This is a genomic window from Rugosimonospora africana (assembly GCF_016862975.1).
GTDB lineage: Bacteria > Actinomycetota > Actinomycetes > Mycobacteriales > Micromonosporaceae > Rugosimonospora > Rugosimonospora africana.
The window spans coordinates 140675-163773 of record NZ_BONZ01000015.1 but is presented as its reverse complement, the minus strand read 5'-3'; the positions used below and the strand labels follow the sequence as shown (position 1 = coordinate 163773).

Here is a 23099-nt window from a genome sequence, read left to right as displayed (position 1 = left end):
TCCTGGCAGACATCCCGCCCGCCGGCTCGCCGGCCCACCAATCGGCTGGTCCGGGTCGTCGCGCGGCGGCCAGACGCGCCGAGCCCGACTGGTCCGGGTTGCGGCGGCCGGCGCCTCAGGCGGTCCTACGCTGAGTGTCGTACCCGGCCGGTACGGTGATGCCATGTTCGCACCTGAGGTGTCCCGCGCCGAGCCGGGTCAGGAGCTCGGCGAGCGGCAGATGCTGGAAGCCTGGCTGGACTACCACCGGGCGACTCTGATGATCAAGTGTGCCGGGCTGGACGCCGACCAGTTGTCGGCGAGGTCCTGCCCGCCGTCGCCGATGTCGCTGCTCGGCCTCGTCCGGCACCTCACCGATGTCGAAGACGGCTGGTTCTGGATCTTCTCGTCGGAGCCCCGCCGCCCGCTGTACTCGCTGCCCGACAACGAGGACGGCGACTTCAACGACCTCGACGACACCCCGATCGATGAGGTGTTCGCCGCCTACCGGGCGCAGTGCGACCGGTCCCGGGCAGCGGCGGCGCCACATTCGCTGGACTTCACGGCGAGCAGGCCCAACGGCAGGCGCTACACGCTCCGCTGGGTGTTCATGCACCTCATCGAGGAATACGCCCGGCACAACGGCCACGCCGACCTGCTCCGCGAACGCGTCGACGGCGCGACCGGCGAATAGTCAGCCCTCGTCGGTCAACTCGTCGACCTTCACCCGTGCCCACGACAAGCCGGGCGCGGCAACGACGTCTCCTGACGTGAAGACGCCCGTCTCCACGTAGCCCCTGTCCCCCAAGCGGAACGTGTGCACGACGAGCTCGGGGTCGATCTCTACCCGCCAGTAGTGCGGTATCCCCGCCCGCGCGTACTCATGCGGCTTGACCTGGCGATCCGTGGACTCGGAGCCTGGGCTCACGATCTCGACCGCGAGCTCGACGTGCTCGGGCAGCACCCGGCAGGCTCCCCGGTCCAGCCCGGCGGCGGCGACCACCAGGACATCCGGATTTCGCCGGAGGGTGTCGCCGAGCCTGATCTCCAGTTCCCCGGTGACCCTGAGATCCATCGGCTTCAGGCCCTTGAGCGCGGCACGCAACTCCTGGGCCACCTGCTGGTGCCAGTACGTGGGGGTGGCCATCACGTGGACGACTCCATCGACGAACTCCCTGAGGCTGTTCTCGGGTAGCGCGTCGTACTCCTCGGGAGTCAGGACCTGTCCGATGGGCTCCAGGGTCGGGGTCACGGTCACCGTCACCAGCCTTCTCCTCCCCCTCGTTCTGTCCCGTTCAGAGTACGGCCGCGCGTGTCATCACACAGGTATCGCGCGGCGGAAGATCCCGATTACCCGGATCGGTCACGAAACCATTAACCCACGGCGTTTTCCACCGACTCGCCGCCCGGCAGCAGCGCGCCGGTCGCCTGGGCGGCCAGTGCCGCGTTCACGAACGCCGCCACCGCTCGCGACCGGGACGCCTGCGGCCAGGCCACCGACAGCACCATCGGGCTCAGATCGCTGACCGGCACGTACGCCACGTCCGGGCGCGGGTACCGGCTCACCGACGCCGGTACGAACGCCACCGCCTGCCCGAGCGCCACCACCTCCAGCAGTGTGGACAGGTCACCCACGTGAGGCCCGTCCGGTGCCGGACCGTCGCACGTCTCCGGCCCGCCCCGCTCGCCCGCCCCGTTCGGCCAGGTCACCGCGAGCGAGGCCGGATCCCGGCCGGCCCAGTACGCCACCTCGGCCGGACCCGCGTCCGTCCACTGTGGAGTATGTTCGCCGGTCAGGTCCGCGCGCCTCAGCCGTCGCCGGCCGGCCAGCCGGTGCGTGGCCGGCAGCACGACCACGCGCGGCTCGCTGACCAGCGGTTCGCTGTCCAAGCCGGTCACGTCGTGCGGGCTGTGCACCAGCGCGACGTCCGCCGCTCCCCGCCGGAGCGCGGCCTCGGGGCCGCCCCACCCGGTCACCGAGACCTCCACCGGCGGCAGATCCTCTGGGTACCCGGCGATGATCCTGCGCAACAGGTCCGCGTCGATACCGGGCTTCACCGCCACCACCAGGCTCGGGCGCTCGGCTCCGGCCCGCCGGGTACGGCTCACCGCTGCCGTCGCCGCGTCCATCAGCCGCCGGGACTCGTCCAGCAGCACCGCACCGGCCGCGGTCAGCTCGACCCGCCGCGTGGTGCGTTCCAGCAGCCGTACCCCCAGGCGGCGCTCCAGCCCGGCGATCGCCTTGGACAGCGGCGGCTGGGCGATGCCCAGCCGCTGGGCGGCCCGCCCGAAGTTGAGCTCCTCAGCGACCGCCCGGAAGTAGCGGAGTTCACGGAACTCGACGTCATTCATATCGTCAGGATATCGATCCGTGCTCGATCGGTCTTTCCATCACGCCTGTCCGTGCTGCTGAACTTGCTCCATGACGACGACGATTGCGCTGGTCACCGGCGCCAACAAGGGAATCGGCAAGCAGACCGCCCGGCTGCTGTCCGCCGCCGGCCACACCGTCTACCTCGGGGCGCGGGACGACGAACTGGGCAGGCAGGCGGCCGAGGAGTTGTCGACCGGGCGACCGGGCGCCGACGTGCGGTACGTCGCGCTGGACGTCACCGACGACCGCTCGGTGTCCGCCGCGGCCGACCGGATCGCTGCCGAGGCCGGCAGGCTCGACCTGCTGGTGAACAACGCCGGGATCAGCCTCGACCGGGGCCGGCCGGCCTCCGCGCTGACCGCCGGCGAGGTGCGGGAGACGTTCGAGGTCAACGTATTCGGCGCGGTCCGGGTCATCCGCGCGATGCTGCCGCTACTGCGCCGGTCCCGGCCGGCCCGGGTGCTGAACGTGTCCAGCCCGCTCGGCTCGGTCCGCCTGCTGGCCGATCCGGACCGCCCGGAGATGGGTCCGGATCTTCTCGGGTACTGCGCGTCGAAGGCCGCGCTCAACGCGGTCACCGTGATGTACGCGAACGAGCTGCGCGAGGCCGGCATCACCGTCAACGCGGTCTCACCCGGCTACTGCGCCACGGACCTCAACGGGAATCGGGGCTACCTGACCGCGGCGCAGGGCGCCGAAGCGGTGGTACGGGCGGCGACCGGCGCACCGCCGGCCACCGGTACGTTCCTCACTTCGGCGGGGGCGACACCGTGGTGAGCCCGAGCGCGGCGCGCAGGTAGGGCAGGTCGGACGGGCCGGTCCACCGGAACGCGGACAGGCCAGCCGCCCGGGCACCATTGACGAACCGCTCCGAGTCGTCGACGAACAGGCACTCCCGGGGCGGTACCCCCAGCCGCGCGCACGCGGCGGCGAAGTAGCTCGCTGCCGGCTTGGCGAACCCGACGATCGAGGAGTTGATCACCTCGTCCAGCTCCCCGACGAGTCCGAGCAGAGCCAGGTCGGCGTCGAGCCGGTCGGTGGCGTTGGTGGCCAGGCCGACCCGGATTCCGGCCGCCCTGACCTCCCGGACGAACTCGAGCACCTCCGGATCAGCCTCGCCGCGGTAGGTCTCCCACTCGGTCACCGCGGCCGGCTCCCCGATCGCCTCCGCGACGCCGTTCATCCAGTCGGCGTGGCTGATCTGGCCGGTGACCGCCGGGGTGACCCTGGACGGGGCGAACGCGGTGCGCCTCAAGGTACCGACCGGTAGCCCGTACCGTTCCTCGACCGACACAGGTACGCGGGGATCCCACCGGCGCAGTACGCCGTCCATGTCGATCAGAAGGCCCGCGGCGACCGGCCTGCTCGGCCTCATCCGAGGACCGCTTCCTCGGCCGCGTCCTCGTCGCGGCCGAGACGCTGACTGATCACCTCGGTGACCCCGTTGCGCATGGTCACGCCGTACAGCGCGTCGGCGATCTCCATGGTGCGCTTCTGGTGGGTGATGATGATCAGCTGGCTGGTGTCCCGCAGTTGCCGCATCAGCGTGAGCAGCCGGCCCAGGTTGACGTCGTCGAGGGCGGCCTCGACCTCGTCCATGATGTAGAACGGGCTGGGCCGGGCCCGGAAGATCGCGCACAGCAGGGCGACCGCGGTCAGCGACCGCTCCCCGCCGGACAGCAGCGACAGACGCTTGATCTTCTTGCCCGGCGGTCGCGCCTCCACCTCGATGCCGGTGGTGAGCATGTCGTCCGGGTCGGTGAGGATCAGCCGGCCCTCGCCGCCGGGGAACAGCACCCGGAAGACCTCCTCGAACTCGCGAGCCGTGTCGTGGTACGCGAGGGTGAAGACCTCCAGGATCCGGTCGTCCACGTCCTTGACCACGGTGAGCAGGTCGCGGCGGGTGTTCTTCAGGTCCTCCAGCTGGTCGGAGAGGAACTTGTACCGCTCCTCCAGCGCCGCGAACTCCTCCAGGGCCAAGGGGTTCACCTTGCCCAGCAGGGCCAGCTCCCGCTCGGCCTTGGCGGCCCGCTTCTCCTGGGTCGGCCGGTCGAACGGTGCCGGCAGCGGAGCGGGCTTCCCGGCGGCCTCGGCGGCCAGCAGGTCGGCCGCGGTCGGCGGCACGTCGATCGCCGGCCCGTACTCGGCGAGCAGGGTCTCCACGTCGATGGCGAAGTCCTCGCCCGCCTTGGCCTCCAGCTGCTCGATGCGCAGCCGCTGCTCCGCGCGGGCCACCTCGTCGCGGTGTACCTCCGAGGTCAGCCGCTCCAGGTCACCGGCCAGCCGGCCCGCGGACCCGCGCACCTCGGACAGCTCGGCCTCGCGCGCCGACCGGGCCGCGGCGACCTGGTCGCGCTGTGCGGCCGCGGCCTCGAGCGAGCCCCCGATGCGGTCCAGCGCGATCCGGGCGCCGGCGGCGACGGCCTCGGCGATCCGGGCGCCCCGGGCCCGAGCCGCGCGCCGTGCGGCGGCCCGCTCCCGTGCGGCACGCTCGGCGGCCGCCTGGCGGGCCAGCGCGTCCGCCCGGCCGGCCAGCGCGCCGACCCGCTCCTCGGCGGTACGCACGGCCAGGCGTACTTCCATCTCGTTCTGCCTGGCCTGCGGCACCAGGGCGGCCAGCCGGTCACGCTCGGCGCTGGACGGGTCGTCCTCGATCGGCGCCGACTCGGCCAGCCTCAGCCGCTCCTCGAGTTCGGCCAGAGCGCTCAGCCCCTGCTCCCGAGCCGCCTCGGCCTTGGTCCGGGCGGCGCCGAGCCGGTCGGCCTCGGCGCGGGCCGACCTGGCCGCGGCACCCAGCTCGGCGAGCCGGCGGGCGAACGTGTTGCGCTGGCTCTCCCCCTCCCGGCGGGCCGCGGCGGCCACAGTCTCCGCGTCCTTGCGCTCGGCGACCTCGGCCCGGGCCGCCTCCAGCTGCGCACCCAGCAGTTCCAACCGGGCGTTCGCCTCGGAGCGGCGCTGCCGCGCCTCGTCGACCGCGGCCTGAACCTCGATGTAGCTCTGCGCCTTCGCCGAACCGCCGGCCGCGGCCCAGGCCCCGACGACGTCGCCGTCCGGGGTCACGCCGCGCAGCCGCGGATGAGCCGACACCAGGTCACGGGCGGCGGTCAGATCCGGTACCAGCACCACGTCGCCCAGCGCGTGCGCCAGCGCGGGGCGCAGCGGTTCGGCACAGCGCACGACGTCCAGCGCCCACACCGCGCCGTCCGGCAGCGGCGGCCGGTTCGCGACGATGGCGTCCAGCTCTCCGCTGCTGGGCGAGCCGACGAACAGGGTGGCCCGGCCGGCGTCCTGCTCCTTGAGCAGCCCGACCGCCGCGGTCACGTCGTCCACTCTGGACACCGCCACGGCGTCGGCCAACGCGCCGAGAGCCGCTGCCAGCGCCGCCTCGTGCCCGGGTTCGACCGCCAGCAGTGCCGCCACGCTGCCCAGTACCCCGGGAATCCGGTCGGTCGCGGCGAGCAGCGCACCGGCGCCGTCCTTGCGCCGCAGTCCCAGCGCGAGCGCCTCCTCGCGGGCCTTCCACTCGGATGCCTCGCGCTCCGCCTTGCGCTCGGCGTCGCTCAGCTCACGCGCCCTGGCCTGGGCCATTTCGTGTTCCTGGGTGGCCTCCGCGTGCCGGGCGACCAGGTCGGCGTCCTCGTCGGCCAGGCCGTCGGACTCCTCCTGAGCCGCCTCGAACTGCCCTTCGGCCAGCTCGGCGCGCTCCCGTGCCTCCGCCCAGGCGGTCGCGTGCCGGGACATCTCCTCCTCGGCGGCGGTGGTCCGGGTCCGGGCCGCGTCGACCTGCCCGGTCAGCTTGGCCAGCCCCTCGCGCCGGTCGGCGATCGCCTTCACGGCGGCGACCAGCGCCCGCTCGGCCTCGGCCAGCTGCCGCTCCAGCTCCTGCCGGCGCTCCACGGCCTCGGCCAGCCGGTCCTCGTCCGCTTCCAGCGCGGCGCGCAGCTCGCTCTCCTGCGCGCGCACCTTCTCCGCCTCGGCCGCGAGCTGGTCGGGGTCGCGGCCGGGGCGCTCGTCGTCCGGCGTGGCCGACAGGTGCCGCAGCCGCTCGCTGGCCAGTTGCTCCGACGAGCGGAACCGCTCCTGGAGCGCGGAGAGCTGGTACCAGGTCTCCTGAGCCCGGGCGAGAATTGGGGCATCTGCGGCGTGTTCGGTCTCCAACGCTGCCAATCGGGCCTGTACCGAGCCCAGCTCGGCCTCGACCTCCTCGCGCCGCTGGCGCAGGGCCGACTCGTCGGCGATCTCCTTCTCCAGCGTCTCGCGCAGGGTGGCCAGGTCGTCGGCGAGCAGCCGGAGCCGGGCGTCGCGCAGGTCGGACTGGATGCCGACCGCCCGCCGGGCGATCTCGGCCTGCTTACCCAGCGGCTTGAGCTGGCGGCGCAGCTCCGTGGTCAGGTCGGTGAGCCGGTTGAGGTTGGCCTGCATCGCGTCCAGCTTGCGCAGCGCCTTTTCCTTGCGCTTGCGGTGCTTGAGGACGCCGGCCGCCTCCTCGATGAACGCCCGCCGGTCCTCCGGCTTGGCGTGCAGCACCGCGTCGAGCTGACCCTGCCCGACGATGACGTGCATCTCCCGGCCGATGCCGGAGTCCGACAACAGCTCCTGAATGTCCAGCAAACGGCAGGAATCGCCGTTGATCTCGTATTCGCTCTCACCGGACCGGTACATCCGGCGGGTGATCGACACCTCGGTGTAGTCGATCGGCAACGCGTTGTCGGCGTTGTCGATGGTCAGGGTGACCTCGGCACGGCCCAGCGGTGCCCGGCCGGACGTACCGGCGAAGATCACGTCTTCCATCTTGCCGCCACGCAGCGCCTTCGCGCCCTGCTCGCCGAGCACCCAGGCGATCGCGTCGACCACGTTCGACTTGCCGGAACCGTTCGGGCCCACCACGCAGGTGATTCCCGGCTCCAGCTTCATCGCGGTGGCGGACGCGAAGGATTTGAATCCCTTGACCGTCAGGCTCTTGAGGTGCACGTGACTCCGGGTTTCTACAGGTCAGAAGTGGGTCATTCCTGGCGAGGGTACCCCGGACGGGGTCGCGGTACGCGGAGCACGGCGCGCTGGGCGACAAAGTGATGCGCGCCGAACCCTGCTGGAGGGTATCGGCGCGCCGGGTGTGCAGTTGTCCGCGAGCTGGTGGATCGACTGGTGCCGGGTTCGGGGGTCGGCACCCGGGGGTCAGGTCAGCGCTGGCTCTGACAAGCGCAGCAGTTCGTCGGCTTCGGCTGCCGCCAGCCGATCATTCTCGGCGCGCAGCCGAGTGACCTCGAACTCCAGGGTCCGAACCTTGGCACGCAGTTGGGTGACCTCGTCGAGCAAGCGCCGGTCGGGCGCGCTGCCTACGTGGCCGAAGAGGGCCTTCGCCATATCGTCTCCTTGTAATGCGCCGCCGGAAGTGGCCGGCCAACGCGCGCCCAGTTGTCACTGCCACAGCACAAGCGCACAGGCAGGGCAGGGCGCGACTGGCGACAACCCCCATACTCCGCCGTCCACGATCCGACGTCAAGTTTCACCTTGAGTCGTATGGACTCAAGGAGTAGGCATGATGGTCGATAGGCCCTATTTGTCGCTCTCGCGTTCTCCGAGGCCGCTGATTGCCCGCCCCCTGCGGCTCGCGTACCGTCGTCCCGGATGCAGCCGGAGCCGCTCTCTGGCGGAGGCGAGCACAGTCACCACCCACGGCACGGAGGACTCAAGCCGGTGACAGAGCCGAGCGAAACCCTGCTCATCGGCGGAGGCGATCCCGCTCACCCCCGCCGGACCGGCACCCACCGCGGCGGTTGGCGACGGCCGGATCCGATAATCCTGGCCGCACTGGCCGCCGGCGTGCTGGTCGTGCTGGGCATCGGGTTCGCGGTGTTCCCGCCGCTGGTCGCGCACCCGAAGGCGGACGTGTTGCCGGTGAGCAGCGGGGCCCCGGGCAAGGCCGTCCCCGTTCCCGCCGGCTCACCCAGCCCGCCGGTCACCGCGAGCCCGGTGACCTCGCTCCCGCCGGTCACCTCGACCGGGAAGCCGACCGCGAAGCCCAGCGACCTGGAGAACCAGCTGGTCTCGCTGACCAATCAGGCCCGGTCCCAGGCCGGCTGCCACCCGGTCAAGAACGACGGCCATCTGCGCTCGGCGGCGCGTTCGCACAGCAACGACATGGCCAGGAAGGGCTTTGTCGGCCACGCCGGCAGCGACGGCAGCAGCTTCGCGGACCGGATCCGCAAGGCCGGCTACCGGCATCCGCTCAGCGAGAACGTCGGCCAGGGCTACCGGACCGCCCAGCAGGCGATCACGGCCTGGCTGGCCGATCCGGCGCAGCGCGCCAACATCGTCAACTGTGGCGCCAAGGCGGTCGGCGTCGGTGTCGTGGTGGCCAAGAACGGCACCGCGTACTGGACGCAGGACTTCGGGAACTGACGGCGGCAAAGTTATCCCGCGGCTGACCGGTGCGGGCCGGCCGGGAGGCTCGTTGCCCCTCATGGGGTGAACGTAGCGTGCGGGTCGCGTTGATCAGGGAGGGCACGTCCCCGTACCGGGACGGGGCCATCGGCACGTGGTGCCAACGGCTCGCGACCGGCCTGAGCGAGTACCGGTTCCACTTGGTGACCGTGCTCGACGCGACCGCCCGGCGCCCCCGGGGCCGTTCCGAACCCCCGGCCCCGGCCGACCAGTCGACACCGGACGGCATGACGACGACCACGGTCTGGCTCGCCAGCCGGCCGCTCGTACCGGACTGGGGCCCCGCCGCACGCCGGCGTCGCCGGGCCGGCACGCACGCCGCCGTGCTGCTGTGCCGGGGGATGCTGGAGGACGGCCAGCACAGCGCCGCGATGTTCCGCTCCGGCCTGCGCGGGCTGGCCGTGATCGCCGCCGACGGTACCCACCCGCTCGGCGGGGTACCGCTGGCTCCGATCCTGCTGGACGCCTGGCGGGCCGGGGCCGGGCCGGCCACCACCGTGGCCCGGCTGACCGGCCGGTCGCCCGGCACCGGGCTGCCCTGGCCGGCGCTGCGCGACGCCCAGGTCACCGCGCGCGTGCTGGAGCGGGCGGTACGGGCGCTGTGCGTACCGGTACCCGGGGTGGACCTGTGCCACGCCGCGAACGGTGGGCTGGCCACCCTGGTCGCGCTCGCCGAGAAGTGGCGCCGGGGAGTGCCGTACGTGCTCACCGAACACGACCTGTACCTGCACGCGCCCCTGATCGGCCAGTCCGCCGGCCGGCCGGCGGTGCGGGCGCTCCTGCTGCGCTTCCTGCGCGCCCTGACCCGACTCGGGTACGCCGAGGCCGACGCGATCGCCCTGCCCACTGACCGGACCCGGCGCTGGGCGATGCGCCACGGCGCGGAACGGGAGGTGTTGCGCGTGGTACCGCCCGGCGTGGACCCGCGCGAGCACCCGCAACTGCGTGACGAACCGGCCGACCCGGCGGTGGTCTGGTTCGGGCCCGAAGACGAGCTGCCGCTGATCCTGGCGGCGTTCGGCACCCTGCGCGGGACGGTCCCGGACGCCCGGCTGATCGTCGCCGGGCCGGAACGCTCGCTGCCGCCCGGAGAACGGGTCACGTTCACCGGCTCGGTGACCGACCGCCGGGAGCTGTACCCGGCGGCACGCGTCGTGGTGATCTCGGGACGGTGCGACGGGATGCCGTACCCGCTGATCGAATCGATGCTCCGCGGCCGGGCCACGGTCTGTACCGACAACGGCGGCCTGGCCGCAATGGCCGGGATGGGTGCGCTCGTGGTACCGCCGGCGGACCCGGACCGGCTGGCGGCGGCCTGCGCCAACCTGCTCACCGACGCGCGGCTGCGCCGGGAGTACGGTACCGCCGCCCGGCACCGGGCCCGCACCCTGTTCTCGCTGGGCGCGATGCTCGACGGGTTCCGCACCGAGTACGGGCGGGTCCTGGCGCAGCGACCAACCCCGTCGGCGCCAGACGCGCCGAGCCAGACTGGTCGCCCGACTGGTCTGGGTCGCGGCGCGGCGCCAGACGCGCCGAGTCAGACCAGTCACTCGGTGGCCGCGCGGGACGGGGTCCTGGCGTGACGATGGACTCGACGCGCCGGCTCCGGCCGTGCACGCCGGGCGGACGCGTGCCGTCGCTGGCGCCCGGGTCGGCCGCGACGGCCCCCGCACCCCGGACCGGCACCCTGCGGGCCGCCTCGGCAGCCGCCGGTGACGCGCTCCCGGCCCCGGCGGCCGGCACCCGGAGCGCCACCGGAACCGGCCGGTCCGATCGGGCCGGCGGGGTCGGAGGCCGGCTCGACGAGCTGGTCGACCGGCTGCGCGCCACCGATGTGGTGGACCAGGACGAGGTGGCCGCGTTTCTGGAGGAGTCCGGGATCACCGACCAGGTGGCTCGCGGCCGGTACGGCGAGTCCGACGTGTTCGCGCTCGCCGAACGGGTGCACGCCAGGCTGTGGGTACGCCCGCACCGGCGCCGGCACGCGGCGGCGCCGGTGCGCTGGGACTGGCAGGGGTTGCGCCGGCCGTCGCTGCTGGGCATCCGGTTGGTCGCCGTCGCCATCCTGGCCGGTACCGGCTGGTGGGCGGGCGCGACCGCGCTGCTGCCCGCGTTGCTCGGCGTACCGCTGGCCGAGCTGCTGGCCGCCTGGCACCGGGGTCACGTGCGGTGGGGACTGGTCAGCTACGACAGCGCCCTGGCCTGGCGGCGGCATCTGCGCGCACTCGGCTGGGCGACACTGGCCGTCCTGGCGCCTCCGCTGGTGGCCGGGGTCGCCCTGGCCGGCACGGTGAGCCTGCCGCGACCGCTGCCGGCTCCGGCCGCCCCGGACGGACCGCTCGCGGTGGCTGTTGGGGTGCTGGTGGCCGGCGGGTACGCGGTGCTGCTGGTGCTCGCCGCGCGGCGGCGGCTGGTCGCGGGTACCGCCCTGGCCGCGGTGTGCTGCCTGTCCGTGGTGCTGGTGCATCCCGCTCCGGTACGGGTGGCCGTGGTGGCCGCCGGGTACCTCGCCGGACTGGTGATCGCCGCGTACGCGGTCTTCGACCCGGACGCCTCGCCGGGCTGAGCGGCTACGGCCCAGTGGCCACGGCGCAGAGACTGCGGCGCGAAGGCTGCGCCGCGAAAGGCTGCGCCGCGAAAGGCTGCGGCGCGACGGCTACCGCGTGGCCTGGCGGGGACGGGGCCGGGGCTGGCAGCGGGGGCAGGAGTAGGACGACCGGTTCATGAACGGTTCGCGCCGGATCGGCGTACCGCACCGGTAGCAGGGTTCGCCCTCCCGTCCGTACACGTTGAGCGCCCGGTCGAAGTAGCCGCTCTCCCCGTTCACGTTGACGTACAAGGCGTCGAAGCTGGTACCGCCCTGTTTCAGCGACTCGCCGAGCACGTCGCGGACGTGCCCGAGCAGCCGCGCCACGGCCGGCCGGGTCAGCGCGTCGGTCGGCCGGGCGCCATGCAGCTTCGCGCGCCACAGCGCCTCGTCGGCATAGATATTGCCCACTCCGGAGATCAGGGTCTGGTCCAGCAGCGCGCGCTTCACCTCGGTGTGCTTGCGCCGCAACGCCTGCGCGAACGCGTCGTCGTCGAACAGCGGATCCATCGGGTCGCGGGCGATGTGCGCGATCTCGGCGGGCAGCTCCGCACCGCCCTCCGACACGGCGAGCCCGCCGAACGTGCGCTGGTCCACGAACCTCAGCTCCGGGTCGCCGTCCGCGAAACGGAGCCGGACCCGCAGGTGTGTCTCGTCCGGCACGGCGGCCGGCTGGAACAGCAGCTGCCCGGACATGCCCAGGTGCGCCACGATGGCATCGCCCGAGTCCAGCGGGATCCACAGGTACTTGCCGCGCCGCCGGACATCGACGATGGTGCGTCCGGTCAGGACGGCCGCGAAGTGCTCGGAGCCGGGAAGGTGCCGGCGGATGGCCCGCGGGTGGTGCACCTCGACCGCGACGATCCGCCGGCCGTCGGCCCACCGGGCCAACCCCTGCCGTACCGTCTCCACCTCGGGAAGCTCGGGCATGCTGCCGCCTCGCTCAGATCGTGTACTGCCAAACGGTGATCATGTAGGCGCCGTACCAGAGCCCGAACGCGGCGTACGCGGTCAGCGCCAGGACGGCAGTCCTCGGCTTCGCCCGGGCTGCGGCGTACCCGGCCGGGATCAGGGTCAGCAGCACCGGAATCATCAGCCGGGGCTTGGAATGGTAGTACCCGGCCTGCCCGACGACGAGGGCGAACGAGAGCAGCCCGTACACGATCAGCGGCAACCAGGTCCGGCGCATCACGGCGAGCACCACCGCGACGGTCGCGGCCACCAGGATGAACGCCACGCTCATCTGCACCCAGCCGTTGCCCTGGTGGAACGCGGTGGCCAGGAAGTCCCGGGTCGAGGCGCCCCAGTCGAAGGTGGTACCCCAGCCGGCCGTCTGGATCGTGAACCAGGCGCCCAGGTCCCCCACCCGTGCCCCGACCCAGGTCAGGTACGCCGGAACGCTGGCCAGCGCCAGCGCGGACCCGGCGACGGCCCGCCAGGCGGCCGGCCCGGAGGCGCGACCGGAACGCAGGGCCATCCCGGCCGCCACCGCGATGGCCAGCGCCAGGGCCAGCCCGGTCGGGCGGCACAGCCCCGCCCCCAGGCCGAGCAGGCCGGCGATGAGGAACTTCTCCCGGTACGCGGCGTAGAGCGCGGCGATCACCAGTGCGCTGAACAGCGCCTCGCTGTACGCCATGGACAGCACCACCGACATCGGCTGCGCGCAGAACAGCACGACCAGCGCGTACCCGAGGCGCCGGTCGCGCAGGGCGGTACCGAACCGGTAGAGCAGCACGGAAGCCGCCCCGGCGGCGACCCAGGAGATCCCGATCGCGGCCCAGTCGTAACTCGGCACCACCCAGTGCACGGCATGGATCAGCGCCGGGTACAGCGGAAAGAACGCCAACCCGTTGCCGAGCATCTGACCGTTGTTGGGGTCGTACGTGTAGGTGTGCGGGTACCCCTCGGTCGCCACCCGGATGAACCAGCCGCCGTCCCAGGCGAGGAGCCGGCCCTTGATGGACGGCCCGTTCGCGGGCGCCATCCAGGCGATGAAGCCCAGCTGCGCGACCCGGGTGGCGAGATAGATCAGCAGTGCGAGCCAGGGGCCATTGATCGGGAACCCGCGTTTCGCGGGAGCGGCCGAGGTGTCGGTCCGGTCAACGGACTCGATCATCCCGGTCTGTTCTCCTTCCCGCTGCGTACCCTGCCGTTGGATCCCTTGGCCCCGCCGGCTCGGCTGTCCAGAGCCTTACCGTCGAGAGAACCGGCCTTGCCGTCCAGAGATCCGCCGGTAGTCCCTCCGGCGACCCCGGCCGCGCCCGCTCCGGCGACCTTGCCGTCGCCGGAACCGTCCGACGCCTCGGCGGACAGCTCACGCCAGGCGGTCTCGGCGGCCCGCTGCTCCGCCTCCTTCTTGCTGCGCCCCTCCGAACCGCCGTACCGGACACCGGCGACCACCGCCCACGCGGTGAACACCTTGGCGTGGTCCGGACCGGCCTCGTCCACCCGGTACTCCGGCACACCCAGCCCGCGGCTCGCGGTCAGCTCCTGGAGGCTGGTCTTCCAGTCCAGCGCGGCACCCCGGCCGGCCGCGTCGATCATCAGCGGGTCGAACAGCTTGTGGACCACGGTGGCGGCGGTGTCCAGCCCGTGCTGGAGGTAGATCGCGCCGAGCAGGGCCTCCAGCGTGTCGGCGAGGATGCTCGCCTTGTCCCGCCCGCCGGTGGTCTCCTCACCTTTGCCCAGCAGCAGGTACGGTCCCAGCCCGTACGGCCCCAGGCCCCGGGCCACCTCGGCGAGCGCCCGCATGTTGACCACGCTGGCCCGCAGCTTGGCCAACTGCCCCTCGGGCAGGTCGGGGTGGTCGTTGAAGAGCGCGGTCGTGACGATCACGCCGAGCACCGAGTCGCCGAGGAACTCGAGTCGCTCGTTGGTCGGCAGCCCGCCGTTCTCATACGCGTACGAGCGATGCGTCAACGCCCGCTCCAACAGCTCGGGATCCAGGCTCACCCCGAAGGCGGCCTCCAGGAAGGCGACCGGTGGACGGCCCTTCATCGACTCACCCTCTTCTCCAGGTCAGTGCCGCCCGGCCGTGTGCCGGGTCCGGCGGCGGGTTGTTGTCGTCTCCGGCGAGACCCAGCCGGGGCACCGGGGCGAACTCGGCTGGTGCGCGGGTCCGGTGCAGCCGGGCGGCGAAGGCGATACCGGACGCGATGTCGGCGCCGGTCGCCGCCCCGTGGCAGACCACCACCTGGCCCCGGACGCCGAGCAGCGCCGCCGCCCGGGGCGCCACGCTGTCCGGCGCCACGCCTCCGGCCAGCGCGAACGCACCTTCGATGCCCTTGAGCAGGACGTTTCCGGTGAATCCGTCGGTCACCACGACGTCGGCACGACCGCCCAGCGGCACGTCGTTGCCCTCCACGTTGCCGACGTACTCGGGTACGGCATCGCGCAGGGCATCGTCGGCGGCACGCCGCAGCCGGTCGCCCTTGCCCTGCTCGGCACCGATGGACAGCAGCCCCACCCGGGGCTCGGGCAGGCCCAGCACGGCCACCGCGTACCGGGTGCCGAGGATGGCGTGCTGCACCAGTACCCCGGCGGACGCGTCCGGCGAGGCACCGACATCGAGCAACATCAACGGGCCGGTCCGGCTCGGTACGATCGCGGCCAGCGCCGGCTTGCGCACTCCGGGTACCCGGCCCAGCCCCAGTACCGCGGCGGTCACGATGGCCCCACTGGCCCCGGCGGAAACCACGGCGTCGGCCGCCCCGGCGGCCACGGCGGACACCGAGGCGCTCACGGTCGTGTCCGGCCGCGCGGCGCGGGCGGGTGCGTCGGCCATGCCGACGGCGCCGTCGACCGGCCGTACCGTCAGCCGCCGCCGGATCCCCGGCGCGGACGCGGCAAAGACCTCGTCCGCCACATCAGGTGGCCCGACGAGGTGAAGGTGTAGATCAGGGTCGGCGTCGCATGCCTGCAGAGCGCCGTCAACCACGACGGCGGGGGCGCGATCCCCGCCGAGGAGGTCGACGGCGATCCGCGCGGTCCCTGACCGCTCGGATCGCGTCACCCCTGGTCGCCAGGATCAGACCTCAAGGACCTGGCGGCCGTTGTACGTGCCGCAGACGGTGCACGCCGCGTGCGGAAGCTTCGGCGACCGGCACTGCGGGCAGGCGACGGTGGCGACCGCGGTGGTCTTCCACTGCGCCCGGCGGGACCGGGTGTTGCTGCGCGACATCCTGCGCTTGGGAACGGCCACGGCTAGTTCTCCTCGTGATCCGGGCCGCGGGCGGCCCGAGCTTGCTCGGTCGGTGCGCTGTCAATCAGGTTGTTCAGGTTGTTCAACGCCGCCCAGCGCGGGTCGACCTGCTGGTGGCTGTGGTCAGCCGGCAGCTCGTCCCGGTGCACCCCGCATTCGGGGCACAGTCCTGGGCAGTCCGCGCGGCACAGCGGGTTCGCGGGCAACGCGAGCACCACTCCGTCGCGCAACGCCGGCTCCAGGTCGAACAGGTCGCCCTGCAACCGGCCGACCTCGTCCTCCTCGGTCGTCTCGTCCGTGGTGCTGTTCTCGTACGCGTACAGCTCCTGGATCGGGACGCTCAAGGTCTCGCTGATCGGACGCAGGCAGCGCCCGCACTCCCCACTGACCGGCGCGGTGACGGTCCCGGAGACGAGGACGCCCTCAGAGACCGACTCTAGCCTCAGGTCGAGGTCGAGGTCGGCGCCCTGTGGCACCCCGATCAGCTCCAGGCCGAGATCCGCCGGTGCGGGGACCTTCCGCTGGACGACACGCATCGCCCCCGGTCGGCGAGGCAGGTCTCTCGTGTCGAGGACCAGCGGTGCCCGGGGGTCGAGATGTTGGTTCGGCGAATGATCATGCATCGTTAGGCTCCGGCCGGTAGAGGGCCGTCGAAGAAGGTTACCCGAGTCGGCGGGGAGCGTCGAATCGGCCCTGCTACAGCGGCAGCGGTCCGGTCTCCTGATCGGGGATGAACGAGCCGATCTCGCGCAGCGCGTGCATCTTGTCCCGGCCACGCTCGATGGAGGCCAGCGAGCGGGTCAGCAGCTGCTCGAAGTTGGCCAGGGCGGTATCGACGTAGTCGTCCACCTCTTCACGCAGCCGCTGCGCCTCGGACCGGGCCTCGCTGATCAGGCGGGCCGCCTCGTGCTCGGCGGACACCGTGATCTCGTTGACCGACACCAGCCGGGAGTGTTCAGCCTCACCCTCAGCGATGATCCGCTCCGCCTCGTTCCGGCCGGCTTCGAGGATCTTGTCCCGCTCCTCCAGCAGGGCCGTGGCCCGGCGCAGCTCGCTGGGCAGCTCCTCGCGTAGCTGGTCGAGCAAGTTGATCGTCTCGGTTCGGTCGAGCATGCAGTTGCGCGACATCGGCACCGAACGCGCGTTCTCCACGAGCACCATGATCTCGTCGATGCGGTCCAGCGGGTCCACCGGCGGTCTCCTGTCAGGTCTGCGGGTACCGCACCGGTCCCGTGACCGCCGACCGGCGGGCGGGTCGGGCCGGCGGGGCGCGGTTGGGTTGCGGCCAGACTCATCATGACGGTCCGGGCAAAGACGCGCCCGCCAATCCGAGCCGGATCTATGATGCGTCCCCGCTGCCGTCGCCGGGGCCCGGATGGGGTCAGCCGTTCGGCGTACCCGGGGCGAGCCGCTCCGCCAGCCGGCGCGCGACCCCCTCGGGTACGTGCGGCGACACGTCGCCGCCCCACTTGGCCACGTCCTTGATCAGGCTCGATGACAGGAACGAATACAGCGGGTTGGTCGGCATGAACAGCGTCTCCACCCCGGCCAGCCCGGTGTTCATCTGGGCCATCTGGAGCTCGTAGTCGAAGTCGCTGACTGCCCGCAGGCCCTTCACCACGACCGCGGCGCCCTGCGCCCGGCAGAAGTCGACCAGGAGCCCGTGGAACGACTCGACGCGCACGTTCGGGTAGATCCGGGTCACCTCACGCAGCATGTCCAGCCGTTCCTCGACGGTGAACAACCCCTGCTTGGAGGTGTTGATCAAGACGGCGACGATGACTTCGTCGTACAGCCTGGACGACCTGTCGATGATGTCCAGGTGCCCGTTCGTGACCGGGTCGAAAGAGCCGGGGCTCACCGCACGCCTCACGATCCGCGACCGTACCAAAGGGTCGTGTCGCCGTACCTCCGAGAGCGCTCGCCAGTGATGCACGGCACCCATGCCGGCTCGGGCGATCGACGGGAACGCTCGACCACCACCACCGCCTCCGGCGCGAGCCACCCGTGCTCCACCAGGCCAGCCAGCATCTCGGTGACCTCCCGCTCCCCGACCGCGTACGGCGGGTCAGCGAACACCACGTCATAGGGCGCCCCCGGCGGCCCACCGGCGAGCACCTGCGCCACCCGGGCGGTGGTCAGGCTCACCTGCTTCGCGGCGCCCAGCAGGGCGACGTTCTCCCGGGCTGCCCGGGCCGCCTTCGGATCGCTCTCCACCAGCAGTACGTGCTCGGCACCCCGGGACGCCGCCTCCAGGCCGATCGCGCCGGAACCGGCGTAGAGATCGAGGAACCGGGCGCCGTCCAGTGGACCGAGCGACCCGAACAGCGCCTCGCGTACCCGGTCGGAGGTGGGGCGGGTATCCCGTCCGGGCGGCGCGGCGATGCGCCGGCCGCCGTAGACGCCCGCGACGATCCGGGTCACCCCTTCTCCAGGTATTCCGCGCGTTCCTCGTTCACCTGTGAGGCGATCCACTCGCGCAGCTCGGGCTGGCGCTCCAGCTCCGGGTCGGCCTCCAGCAGCGCGATCGCCTCGGCGCGCGCCTCGCTGATCAGGTCGCGGTCCCGCAGCAGGGACAACAGCCGCAGGTGGGAGCGGCGGCCGGACTGTGCCGCGCCCAGCACGTCGCCTTCCCGGCGCTGCTCCAGATCCAGCTCGGCGAGCTGGAACCCGTCGAGCGTGGACGCGACCGCGGTCAGCCGTTCCCGGGCCGGGCTGTCCTCGGACGCCTCGGTGACCAGCAGGCACAGGCCGGGAGCGGCCCCCCTGCCGACCCGGCCGCGCAGCTGGTGCAGCTGGGACACACCGAACCGGTCGGCGTCGAGAACGATCATGACGGTCGCGTTCGGTACGTCGACGCCGACCTCGACCACCGTCGTGGCGACCAGGACGTCCAGGTCGCCGCCGGCGAACGAGCGCATCACCGCGTCCTTCTCGTCGGCCGGCAGCCGTCCGTGCAGGATCCCGATGCGCAGCCCGTGCAGCGGCCCGTCGGCCAGCAGCGGCGCGACCTCCAGCACGGCCAGCGGCGCCCGGCGTTCGTCGCCGTCCTCGCCGGAGTCGGCCGCTTCGCCAGGGTCGGACGGATCGTCTTCGCCGATCCGGGGGCACACCACGTAAGCCTGGTGCCCAGCCTCGACCTCCTCGCGCACGCGCTGCCAGGCGCGGTCCAGGAACGCCGGCTTGTCCGCCGCCGGTACCAGGTGGGACGCGATCGGTGAGCGCCCGCGGGGCAGCTGGGTCAGCGTGGAGACCTCCAGGTCGCCGTATACCGTCATGGCGACCGTGCGCGGGATCGGGGTGGCGGTCATCACCAGCACGTGCGGCGGCTGATCGGCCTTGGCCCGCAGGGCGTCGCGCTGCTCCACGCCGAACCGGTGCTGCTCATCGACGACGACCAGACCCAGGTCGGCGAAGTCGACGCCCTCGTACAGCAGGGCGTGGGTGCCGATGACGATGCCGGCCTCGCCGGACGCGATCTCGGCCAGCGCCGCACGCCGGGCGGCGGCACTGAGCGAGCCGGTGACCAGCGAGACGCGGGTGGCCTCGGGCCCATCCGGGTCGGTTGCCCCGTCGTCGAAGTTCAGCTCGCCGGCCGCGGGCCGGTGGCCGAGGGGTCCGAGCAGGTCGGCGATGCCGCGGTAGTGCTGGGCGGCCAGCACCTCGGTCGGGGCCAGCAGCGCCGCCTGCCCGCCCGCGTCGACCACCTGGAGCATCGCGCGCAGCGCACAGACCGTCTTGCCGGACCCGACCTCGCCCTGCAGCAGCCGGTGCATCGGGTGCGGGCGGTCGAGGTCGGCCGCGATCTCGGCGCCGACCTCGCGCTGACCCTCGGTCAGCTCGTACGGCAGCCGCTCGTCGAACGCCGCCAGCAACCCGTCCTCGCGACGGTGCCGGGGGCGTGCCGGCCAGTCAAGGGCGCGCAGTTTGCGCTGGACGAGGGTGACCTGGACGGCGAACGCCTCGCCCCACTTGAGCCTCTTGCGGGCCGTCTCCAGGGCGGGGCGGCTCTCCGGGCGGTGGATCTGGCGCAGCGCGCCGCCCAGGTCCATCAGCCGGCGTTCGGCGCGCAGGGTGGCGGGCAGCGGATCGGGCGGCGGTTCGAGGGTGTCCAGCGCGACCCGGACGCAGCGGGCGATCACCCAGGTCGGTACGGCGGCCGCCGCCGGATAGACCGGGATCAGCGCCCCGGCGAACTCCTCGATCTCCTCGCCGCCCTCCCGGTCGTCCAGGAGCATGTAGTCGGGGCTGTTGAGCTGCCGCTTGCCGCGGAACTCGGTCACCTTCCCGGCGAACATGCCCCACCGGCCCGGCTTGAGATCACGCTCGCGCCACGCCTGGTTGAAGAACGTCAGGGTGAGCAGCCCGCCGCTGTCGTCGCCGACGGTCGCCTCCAGCAGCTGCCCTCGGCGGGCCCGCATCGGCCGGATGGAGGTGCGGTGCACCTGGGCCAGCACGGTGACCTGCTCGCCGATGGTCAGCGACCGGATGTCGGTGTGCTCGCCGCGCTCGTCGTACCGGCGGGGGAAGTGGTACAGCAGGTCGCCGACCGTCTCCAGCTCCAGGTGCGAGGCGAGCGCCTTGGCTGTCTTCTCCCCCACGATCTTGCGCAGCGGATCGTCGAGCTGTGTCATTCGACGCCCGCCATGAGCGGGTACAGCGGCTGGCCACCGTCGAACATCTGCACCTCCACGAACGGCCAGCGCCGGCCCAGGTGCTCGGTCAGGAGCCGGCCCAGGTCGGGTGGCGCGTCGGTCCCCGTCAACAGCGTGACCAGCTCACCGCCACCGGCCAGCAGCCGGTCGAGCAGGTCGCGACACGTGCCGTACAGATCCCGCCCGATGAGGTTGACCTCGCCCTCCACCAGGCCAAGTATGTCGCCCGGCCGGCACACTCCGGCCACGGTCACCGCTTCTTTGCTGGCCAGGCACACCTCCGCGTGCCGGCAGGCGCCGACCGCCTCGGCCATCGCGATCATGTCGTCCTCGAACCGCCGCCCCTGGTCCCGGACGGCGAGCGCGGCCAGCGCCTGGACCGGCGACCGGGTCGGCACGACACCGACCCGCATCCCCTCGATCCGCGCCTGCTCGGCGGCCAGCGCGGCGACCGACTGGGTGGCCCGGCTGCCGGGCAACACCACCACCTGCCCGGCGGCGGTGGCCCGCACCGCGGCCAGGATCTCGCTGGTCGACGGCCCCGGCCCGGGGACGATCACCGCCCCCTCGGCACGGAACAGCTCGGCCAGGCCGTCTCCCGCCGCCACCACGACGGCGCCCCGGGGGCGCGGGTCCGGCGCGCCGATCTGGTCCTCGAACCGGGTGACCGAGATGCGATATGGCCGCCCCGCCTCGACCCCGGCCTCGATCGCGGCGCCGACGTCGTTGACGTGGACGTGCACGTTCCAGGTGTCCTCGCCGTCGCCGACCACCACCAGCGAGTCGCCGAGCGTGGCCAGCCGCGACTTCAGCCTCTCCACGGCCCAGTCCGGGGCCTCGAGCAGGTATTGCACCTCATAACCGAACTCCAGCGAACCGGCCTCGCGGGCGGGACCGTGCCGGTGCTCGGCACCTGCCCGGCCGTGCGGCGCCGAGTCCGGCTCCGCGTCCGGTTGCACCCTCGGGCCCGGGACCGCGCCCGCTGCCGGCGGCTCGCCCGCCTCCGCTGGCCGTCCAGCGGGTGCCCGAACGCCGCCAAGGCCGGCCGACCCCTCCGCGGGGTCCGGCGAATCGGGCGCCCCGGTGCCGCTCACCACCTCGACCAGCGCCTCCAACAGGACCACCAGGCCACGCCCGCCGGCGTCCACCACGCCCGATCGGGCCAGCACCGAGAGCTGGCTGGGCGTGAGCGCCAGGGCTCGGCTCGCCCCGCGGGCCGCGGCCCGGGCCACCGAGATCAACTCGTCCGAGCCGTCGTCGACGGCCTCCCTGGCCGCACCGCCGGCCACCGAGAGCAGGGTGCCTTCCACCGGAGCGGTGACCGCGCCCCAGGCCGCGCCGGCCGCCCGATCGAGCGCGGCGGCCAGGGCATGCCCGCGTGCGGCCGGGGTGGTCGCCAGCGCGTCGGCGATCGCGCGGAGCATCTGAGACACGATCACGCCGGAATTGCCCCGCGCACCGAGCAGGGCGCCGCGCGCCATCCGGCGCAGCGCCCTGCCCAGCATCGTGACGTCTCCGGCGGCGTCCACCCCGCCGTCCTCCGGCTCGACGGCGAGCGCCCGCTGCGCGGAGGCGACGGTGAGCACCAGGTTGGTGCCGGTGTCACCGTCGGGAATCGGATAGACGTTGAGCTTGTCGATCTCGTCCTGGTGCCGGCGCAGCGCCGCCAGTCCCGCGGCGCACCACTGGTGCACGGCGGGGGCGTCCAAGCTGTCCAGCACGTCCCATACGTTAACGGGAGGACCGACATTTCCCGCGCGAGGATGAGCCGCTGTCCGCCGATCGTCCGGCCGGCCCGCGGCGGGGTGCCGCGGTCCGGCAAGACCGGCAGGACAGGATCTATCCGCGCATTGCCTCGGCGATCAGGCCGATCCCGTCCCGGTACGTCCGCACCGCGGGCTGCCAGCCCAGCTCACGGCGGGCCTTGTCGGTGGACACCCGCATCGACATGTTGACGAACGTGTGCGCGTACGGCATGACCCGCAGCAGGGCGTCCGGTACCCGCATGGGCTTGGGCGCCCGGTACGCGACGGCGAGCTCATCGAGGAAGTCGCCGATCCGTACCGGCTGCTCGTCCACGATGTTGTACGCCTGCCCCGCCCGGCCCTTCTCCAGTGCGGCCACCGTCGCCGAGGCGGCGTCGTCCAGGTAGATCCACGGCAGGTACCCGCCCCCGTTCCGGGGTACCGGGAAGGCTCGCCGGCGCAGCAGCTTGCCCACCGCCTCGGTACCGGCACCGGGGCCGTAGAAGCCGCCGTAGCGCAGCGCGACTCCCTCGATCCCGGGCGCCTCGAACGCCTGCTGCTCGGTGGACACCATCGCCCGTACGTGCGCGTCGAACGCGCTGCCGTCCAGCTCCCCGAACGGGTTGGCCTCGGTCAGCGGTCGGGTTCCGTGATCCCGGTAGCCGTAGCCGTACACGATCGACTGGGTCACGAACCGGGTGGCGCCGAGTTCCCGGGCGGCGGCCAGCAGGTTGGCCGTACCCGCGACGCGCAGCTTGTCGGTACCGAAGAGGTCCTTGTGCCGGGACGGCGGCCGCTTCAGCGCCGTCAGCTCATGGATCACCGCATCGGCGGACTGGCCCCGTACGGCACGCAGCAGCGCCTCCCGATCCATCGCGTCCGCGAGCAGCGGGGTGGCACCCAGCTCGCGCAGCCGCCGGCCACTCGCCTCGCTCCGGCTCAGCCCGAGCACCTCGTGTCCCGCCTCGATCAGCATCCGGGTGAGCGGGGCACCGATCGCGCCAGACGCCCCGGCCAGCAATACCTTCATCGCTCCTCCTTCAGTTGCGAGATGGACGGAGCAGGCGATGATGGTGTGACTGTGTCCACGGACACAGACCCGCGCCGGGAGATC

22 protein-coding genes are annotated in these 23099 nt (G+C 72.7%); 5 read left to right on the top strand and 17 right to left on the bottom strand.

The features are described 5' to 3' along the window. The first annotated feature begins 163 nt into the window (after nucleotides 1-163). Nucleotides 164-673: a DinB family protein gene (locus Raf01_RS08930; RefSeq protein WP_203917271.1), complete on the top strand. Its 510-nt coding sequence runs from the start codon at nucleotides 164-166 to the stop codon at nucleotides 671-673. Here the strand turns inward: Raf01_RS08930 and Raf01_RS08925 are convergent, their stop codons facing one another. Both Raf01_RS08925 and Raf01_RS08920 read right to left on the bottom strand, forming a co-directional pair. Next, complete coding sequence (locus Raf01_RS08925) at nucleotides 674-1243, bottom strand: Uma2 family endonuclease (RefSeq protein ID WP_203917270.1); 570 nt, start codon at nucleotides 1241-1243, stop codon at nucleotides 674-676. A gap of 110 nt (nucleotides 1244-1353) precedes the next feature. Next, nucleotides 1354-2331: a LysR family transcriptional regulator gene (locus Raf01_RS08920; RefSeq protein WP_203917269.1), complete on the bottom strand. Its 978-nt coding sequence runs from the start codon at nucleotides 2329-2331 to the stop codon at nucleotides 1354-1356. 70 nt (nucleotides 2332-2401) lie between these two features. On the opposite strand from Raf01_RS08920, the gene Raf01_RS08915 reads away from it, so the two are divergent. Then, nucleotides 2402-3130: an SDR family NAD(P)-dependent oxidoreductase gene (locus Raf01_RS08915; protein ID WP_203917268.1), complete on the top strand. Its 729-nt coding sequence runs from the start codon at nucleotides 2402-2404 to the stop codon at nucleotides 3128-3130. Here the strand turns inward: Raf01_RS08915 and Raf01_RS08910 are convergent. The 3 genes from Raf01_RS08910 to Raf01_RS08900 form a co-directional block, all read right to left on the bottom strand. Beyond that, entirely contained in the window at nucleotides 3102-3728 is a 627-nt protein-coding gene (locus tag Raf01_RS08910) for an HAD-IA family hydrolase (protein ID WP_203917267.1), read from the bottom strand. The genes Raf01_RS08915 and Raf01_RS08910 overlap by 29 nt on opposite strands. Continuing rightward, complete coding sequence (gene smc, locus Raf01_RS08905) at nucleotides 3725-7324, bottom strand: chromosome segregation protein SMC (protein WP_203917266.1); 3600 nt, start codon at nucleotides 7322-7324, stop codon at nucleotides 3725-3727. The genes Raf01_RS08910 and smc overlap by 4 nt, the downstream gene beginning before the upstream one ends. A 204-nt stretch (nucleotides 7325-7528) precedes the next feature. After that, complete coding sequence (locus Raf01_RS08900) at nucleotides 7529-7717, bottom strand: hypothetical protein (protein WP_203917265.1); 189 nt, start codon at nucleotides 7715-7717, stop codon at nucleotides 7529-7531. A 333-nt stretch (nucleotides 7718-8050) separates the two neighbouring features. Between Raf01_RS08900 and Raf01_RS08895 the strand changes: the two genes are divergently transcribed. From Raf01_RS08895 to Raf01_RS08885, 3 genes are all read left to right on the top strand, one after another. Beyond that, nucleotides 8051-8755, top strand: a complete 705-nt coding sequence (locus Raf01_RS08895; RefSeq protein WP_203917264.1) for a CAP domain-containing protein — start codon at nucleotides 8051-8053, stop codon at nucleotides 8753-8755. Between the two features lie 77 nt (nucleotides 8756-8832). After that, a complete protein-coding gene (locus Raf01_RS08890) occupies nucleotides 8833-10380 on the top strand; it encodes a DUF3492 domain-containing protein (RefSeq protein WP_203917263.1) in 1548 nt (515 codons plus the stop codon). After that, nucleotides 10377-11363: a hypothetical protein gene (locus Raf01_RS08885; RefSeq protein WP_203917262.1), complete on the top strand. Its 987-nt coding sequence runs from the start codon at nucleotides 10377-10379 to the stop codon at nucleotides 11361-11363. The genes Raf01_RS08890 and Raf01_RS08885 overlap by 4 nt, the downstream gene beginning before the upstream one ends. Before the next feature lie 90 nt (nucleotides 11364-11453). On the opposite strand, the gene mutM is transcribed toward Raf01_RS08885, so the two are convergent. The 12 genes from mutM to Raf01_RS08825 form a co-directional block, all read right to left on the bottom strand. After that, entirely contained in the window at nucleotides 11454-12314 is an 861-nt protein-coding gene (gene mutM, locus Raf01_RS08880) for a bifunctional DNA-formamidopyrimidine glycosylase/DNA-(apurinic or apyrimidinic site) lyase (protein ID WP_203917261.1), read from the bottom strand. Nucleotides 12315-12327: 13 nt separating this feature from the next. Further along, nucleotides 12328-13500, bottom strand: coding sequence for a mannosyltransferase family protein (locus tag Raf01_RS08875; protein WP_203917260.1), 1173 nt, complete (start codon nucleotides 13498-13500; stop codon nucleotides 12328-12330). After that, nucleotides 13497-14381: a ribonuclease III gene (gene rnc / locus Raf01_RS08870; RefSeq protein WP_203917259.1), complete on the bottom strand. Its 885-nt coding sequence runs from the start codon at nucleotides 14379-14381 to the stop codon at nucleotides 13497-13499. Before rnc ends, Raf01_RS08875 begins: the two co-directional genes overlap by 4 nt. Before the next feature lie 4 nt (nucleotides 14382-14385). Then, nucleotides 14386-15396, bottom strand: coding sequence for a phosphate acyltransferase PlsX (locus Raf01_RS08865; RefSeq protein WP_203917258.1), 1011 nt, complete (start codon nucleotides 15394-15396; stop codon nucleotides 14386-14388). Nucleotides 15397-15411: 15 nt separating this feature from the next. Continuing rightward, complete coding sequence (gene rpmF, locus Raf01_RS08860) at nucleotides 15412-15585, bottom strand: 50S ribosomal protein L32 (RefSeq protein ID WP_203917257.1); 174 nt, start codon at nucleotides 15583-15585, stop codon at nucleotides 15412-15414. A 2-nt stretch (nucleotides 15586-15587) separates the two neighbouring features. Further along, on the bottom strand, nucleotides 15588-16208 hold the full coding sequence (locus Raf01_RS08855; protein ID WP_203917256.1) for a YceD family protein: 621 nt from the start codon (nucleotides 16206-16208) through the stop codon (nucleotides 15588-15590). Nucleotides 16209-16281: 73 nt separating this feature from the next. Beyond that, nucleotides 16282-16776, bottom strand: a complete 495-nt coding sequence (locus Raf01_RS08850; protein WP_203917255.1) for an ATP synthase subunit B family protein — start codon at nucleotides 16774-16776, stop codon at nucleotides 16282-16284. A 190-nt stretch (nucleotides 16777-16966) separates the two neighbouring features. Then, complete coding sequence (gene coaD / locus Raf01_RS08845; protein WP_203917254.1) at nucleotides 16967-17458, bottom strand: pantetheine-phosphate adenylyltransferase; 492 nt, start codon at nucleotides 17456-17458, stop codon at nucleotides 16967-16969. Next, on the bottom strand, nucleotides 17455-18009 hold the full coding sequence (rsmD, locus tag Raf01_RS08840; protein ID WP_203917253.1) for a 16S rRNA (guanine(966)-N(2))-methyltransferase RsmD: 555 nt from the start codon (nucleotides 18007-18009) through the stop codon (nucleotides 17455-17457). Before rsmD ends, coaD begins: the two co-directional genes overlap by 4 nt. Beyond that, nucleotides 18006-20219, bottom strand: a complete 2214-nt coding sequence (recG, locus tag Raf01_RS08835) for an ATP-dependent DNA helicase RecG (protein ID WP_203917252.1) — start codon at nucleotides 20217-20219, stop codon at nucleotides 18006-18008. The genes rsmD and recG overlap by 4 nt, the downstream gene beginning before the upstream one ends. Next, nucleotides 20216-21961, bottom strand: coding sequence for a DAK2 domain-containing protein (gene fakA, locus Raf01_RS08830; RefSeq protein ID WP_203917251.1), 1746 nt, complete (start codon nucleotides 21959-21961; stop codon nucleotides 20216-20218). Before fakA ends, recG begins: the two co-directional genes overlap by 4 nt. Nucleotides 21962-22079: 118 nt before the next feature. Continuing rightward, nucleotides 22080-23015, bottom strand: coding sequence for an NAD-dependent epimerase/dehydratase family protein (locus Raf01_RS08825; RefSeq protein WP_203917250.1), 936 nt, complete (start codon nucleotides 23013-23015; stop codon nucleotides 22080-22082). Between the last annotated feature and the right edge of the window lie 84 nt (nucleotides 23016-23099).

What these genes read in the sequence shown, in the direction of transcription:
- Raf01_RS08930 (WP_203917271.1), top strand. Translation starts at nt 164, where the DNA reads ATGTTCGCACCTGAGGTGTCCCGCGCCGAGCCGGGTCAGGAGCTCGGC.
- Raf01_RS08920 (WP_203917269.1), bottom strand. Translation starts at nt 2,331, where the DNA reads ATGAATGACGTCGAGTTCCGTGAACTCCGCTACTTCCGGGCGGTCGCT.
- Raf01_RS08915 (WP_203917268.1), top strand. Translation starts at nt 2,402, where the DNA reads ATGACGACGACGATTGCGCTGGTCACCGGCGCCAACAAGGGAATCGGC.
- Raf01_RS08910 (WP_203917267.1), bottom strand. Translation starts at nt 3,728, where the DNA reads ATGAGGCCGAGCAGGCCGGTCGCCGCGGGCCTTCTGATCGACATGGAC.
- Raf01_RS08900 (WP_203917265.1), bottom strand. Translation starts at nt 7,717, where the DNA reads ATGGCGAAGGCCCTCTTCGGCCACGTAGGCAGCGCGCCCGACCGGCGC.
- mutM (WP_203917261.1), bottom strand. Translation starts at nt 12,314, where the DNA reads ATGCCCGAGCTTCCCGAGGTGGAGACGGTACGGCAGGGGTTGGCCCGG.
- Raf01_RS08875 (WP_203917260.1), bottom strand. Translation starts at nt 13,500, where the DNA reads ATGATCGAGTCCGTTGACCGGACCGACACCTCGGCCGCTCCCGCGAAA.
- rnc (WP_203917259.1), bottom strand. Translation starts at nt 14,381, where the DNA reads ATGAAGGGCCGTCCACCGGTCGCCTTCCTGGAGGCCGCCTTCGGGGTG.
- Raf01_RS08855 (WP_203917256.1), bottom strand. Translation starts at nt 16,208, where the DNA reads ATGCATGATCATTCGCCGAACCAACATCTCGACCCCCGGGCACCGCTG.
- recG (WP_203917252.1), bottom strand. Translation starts at nt 20,219, where the DNA reads ATGACACAGCTCGACGATCCGCTGCGCAAGATCGTGGGGGAGAAGACA.
- Raf01_RS08825 (WP_203917250.1), bottom strand. Translation starts at nt 23,015, where the DNA reads ATGAAGGTATTGCTGGCCGGGGCGTCTGGCGCGATCGGTGCCCCGCTC.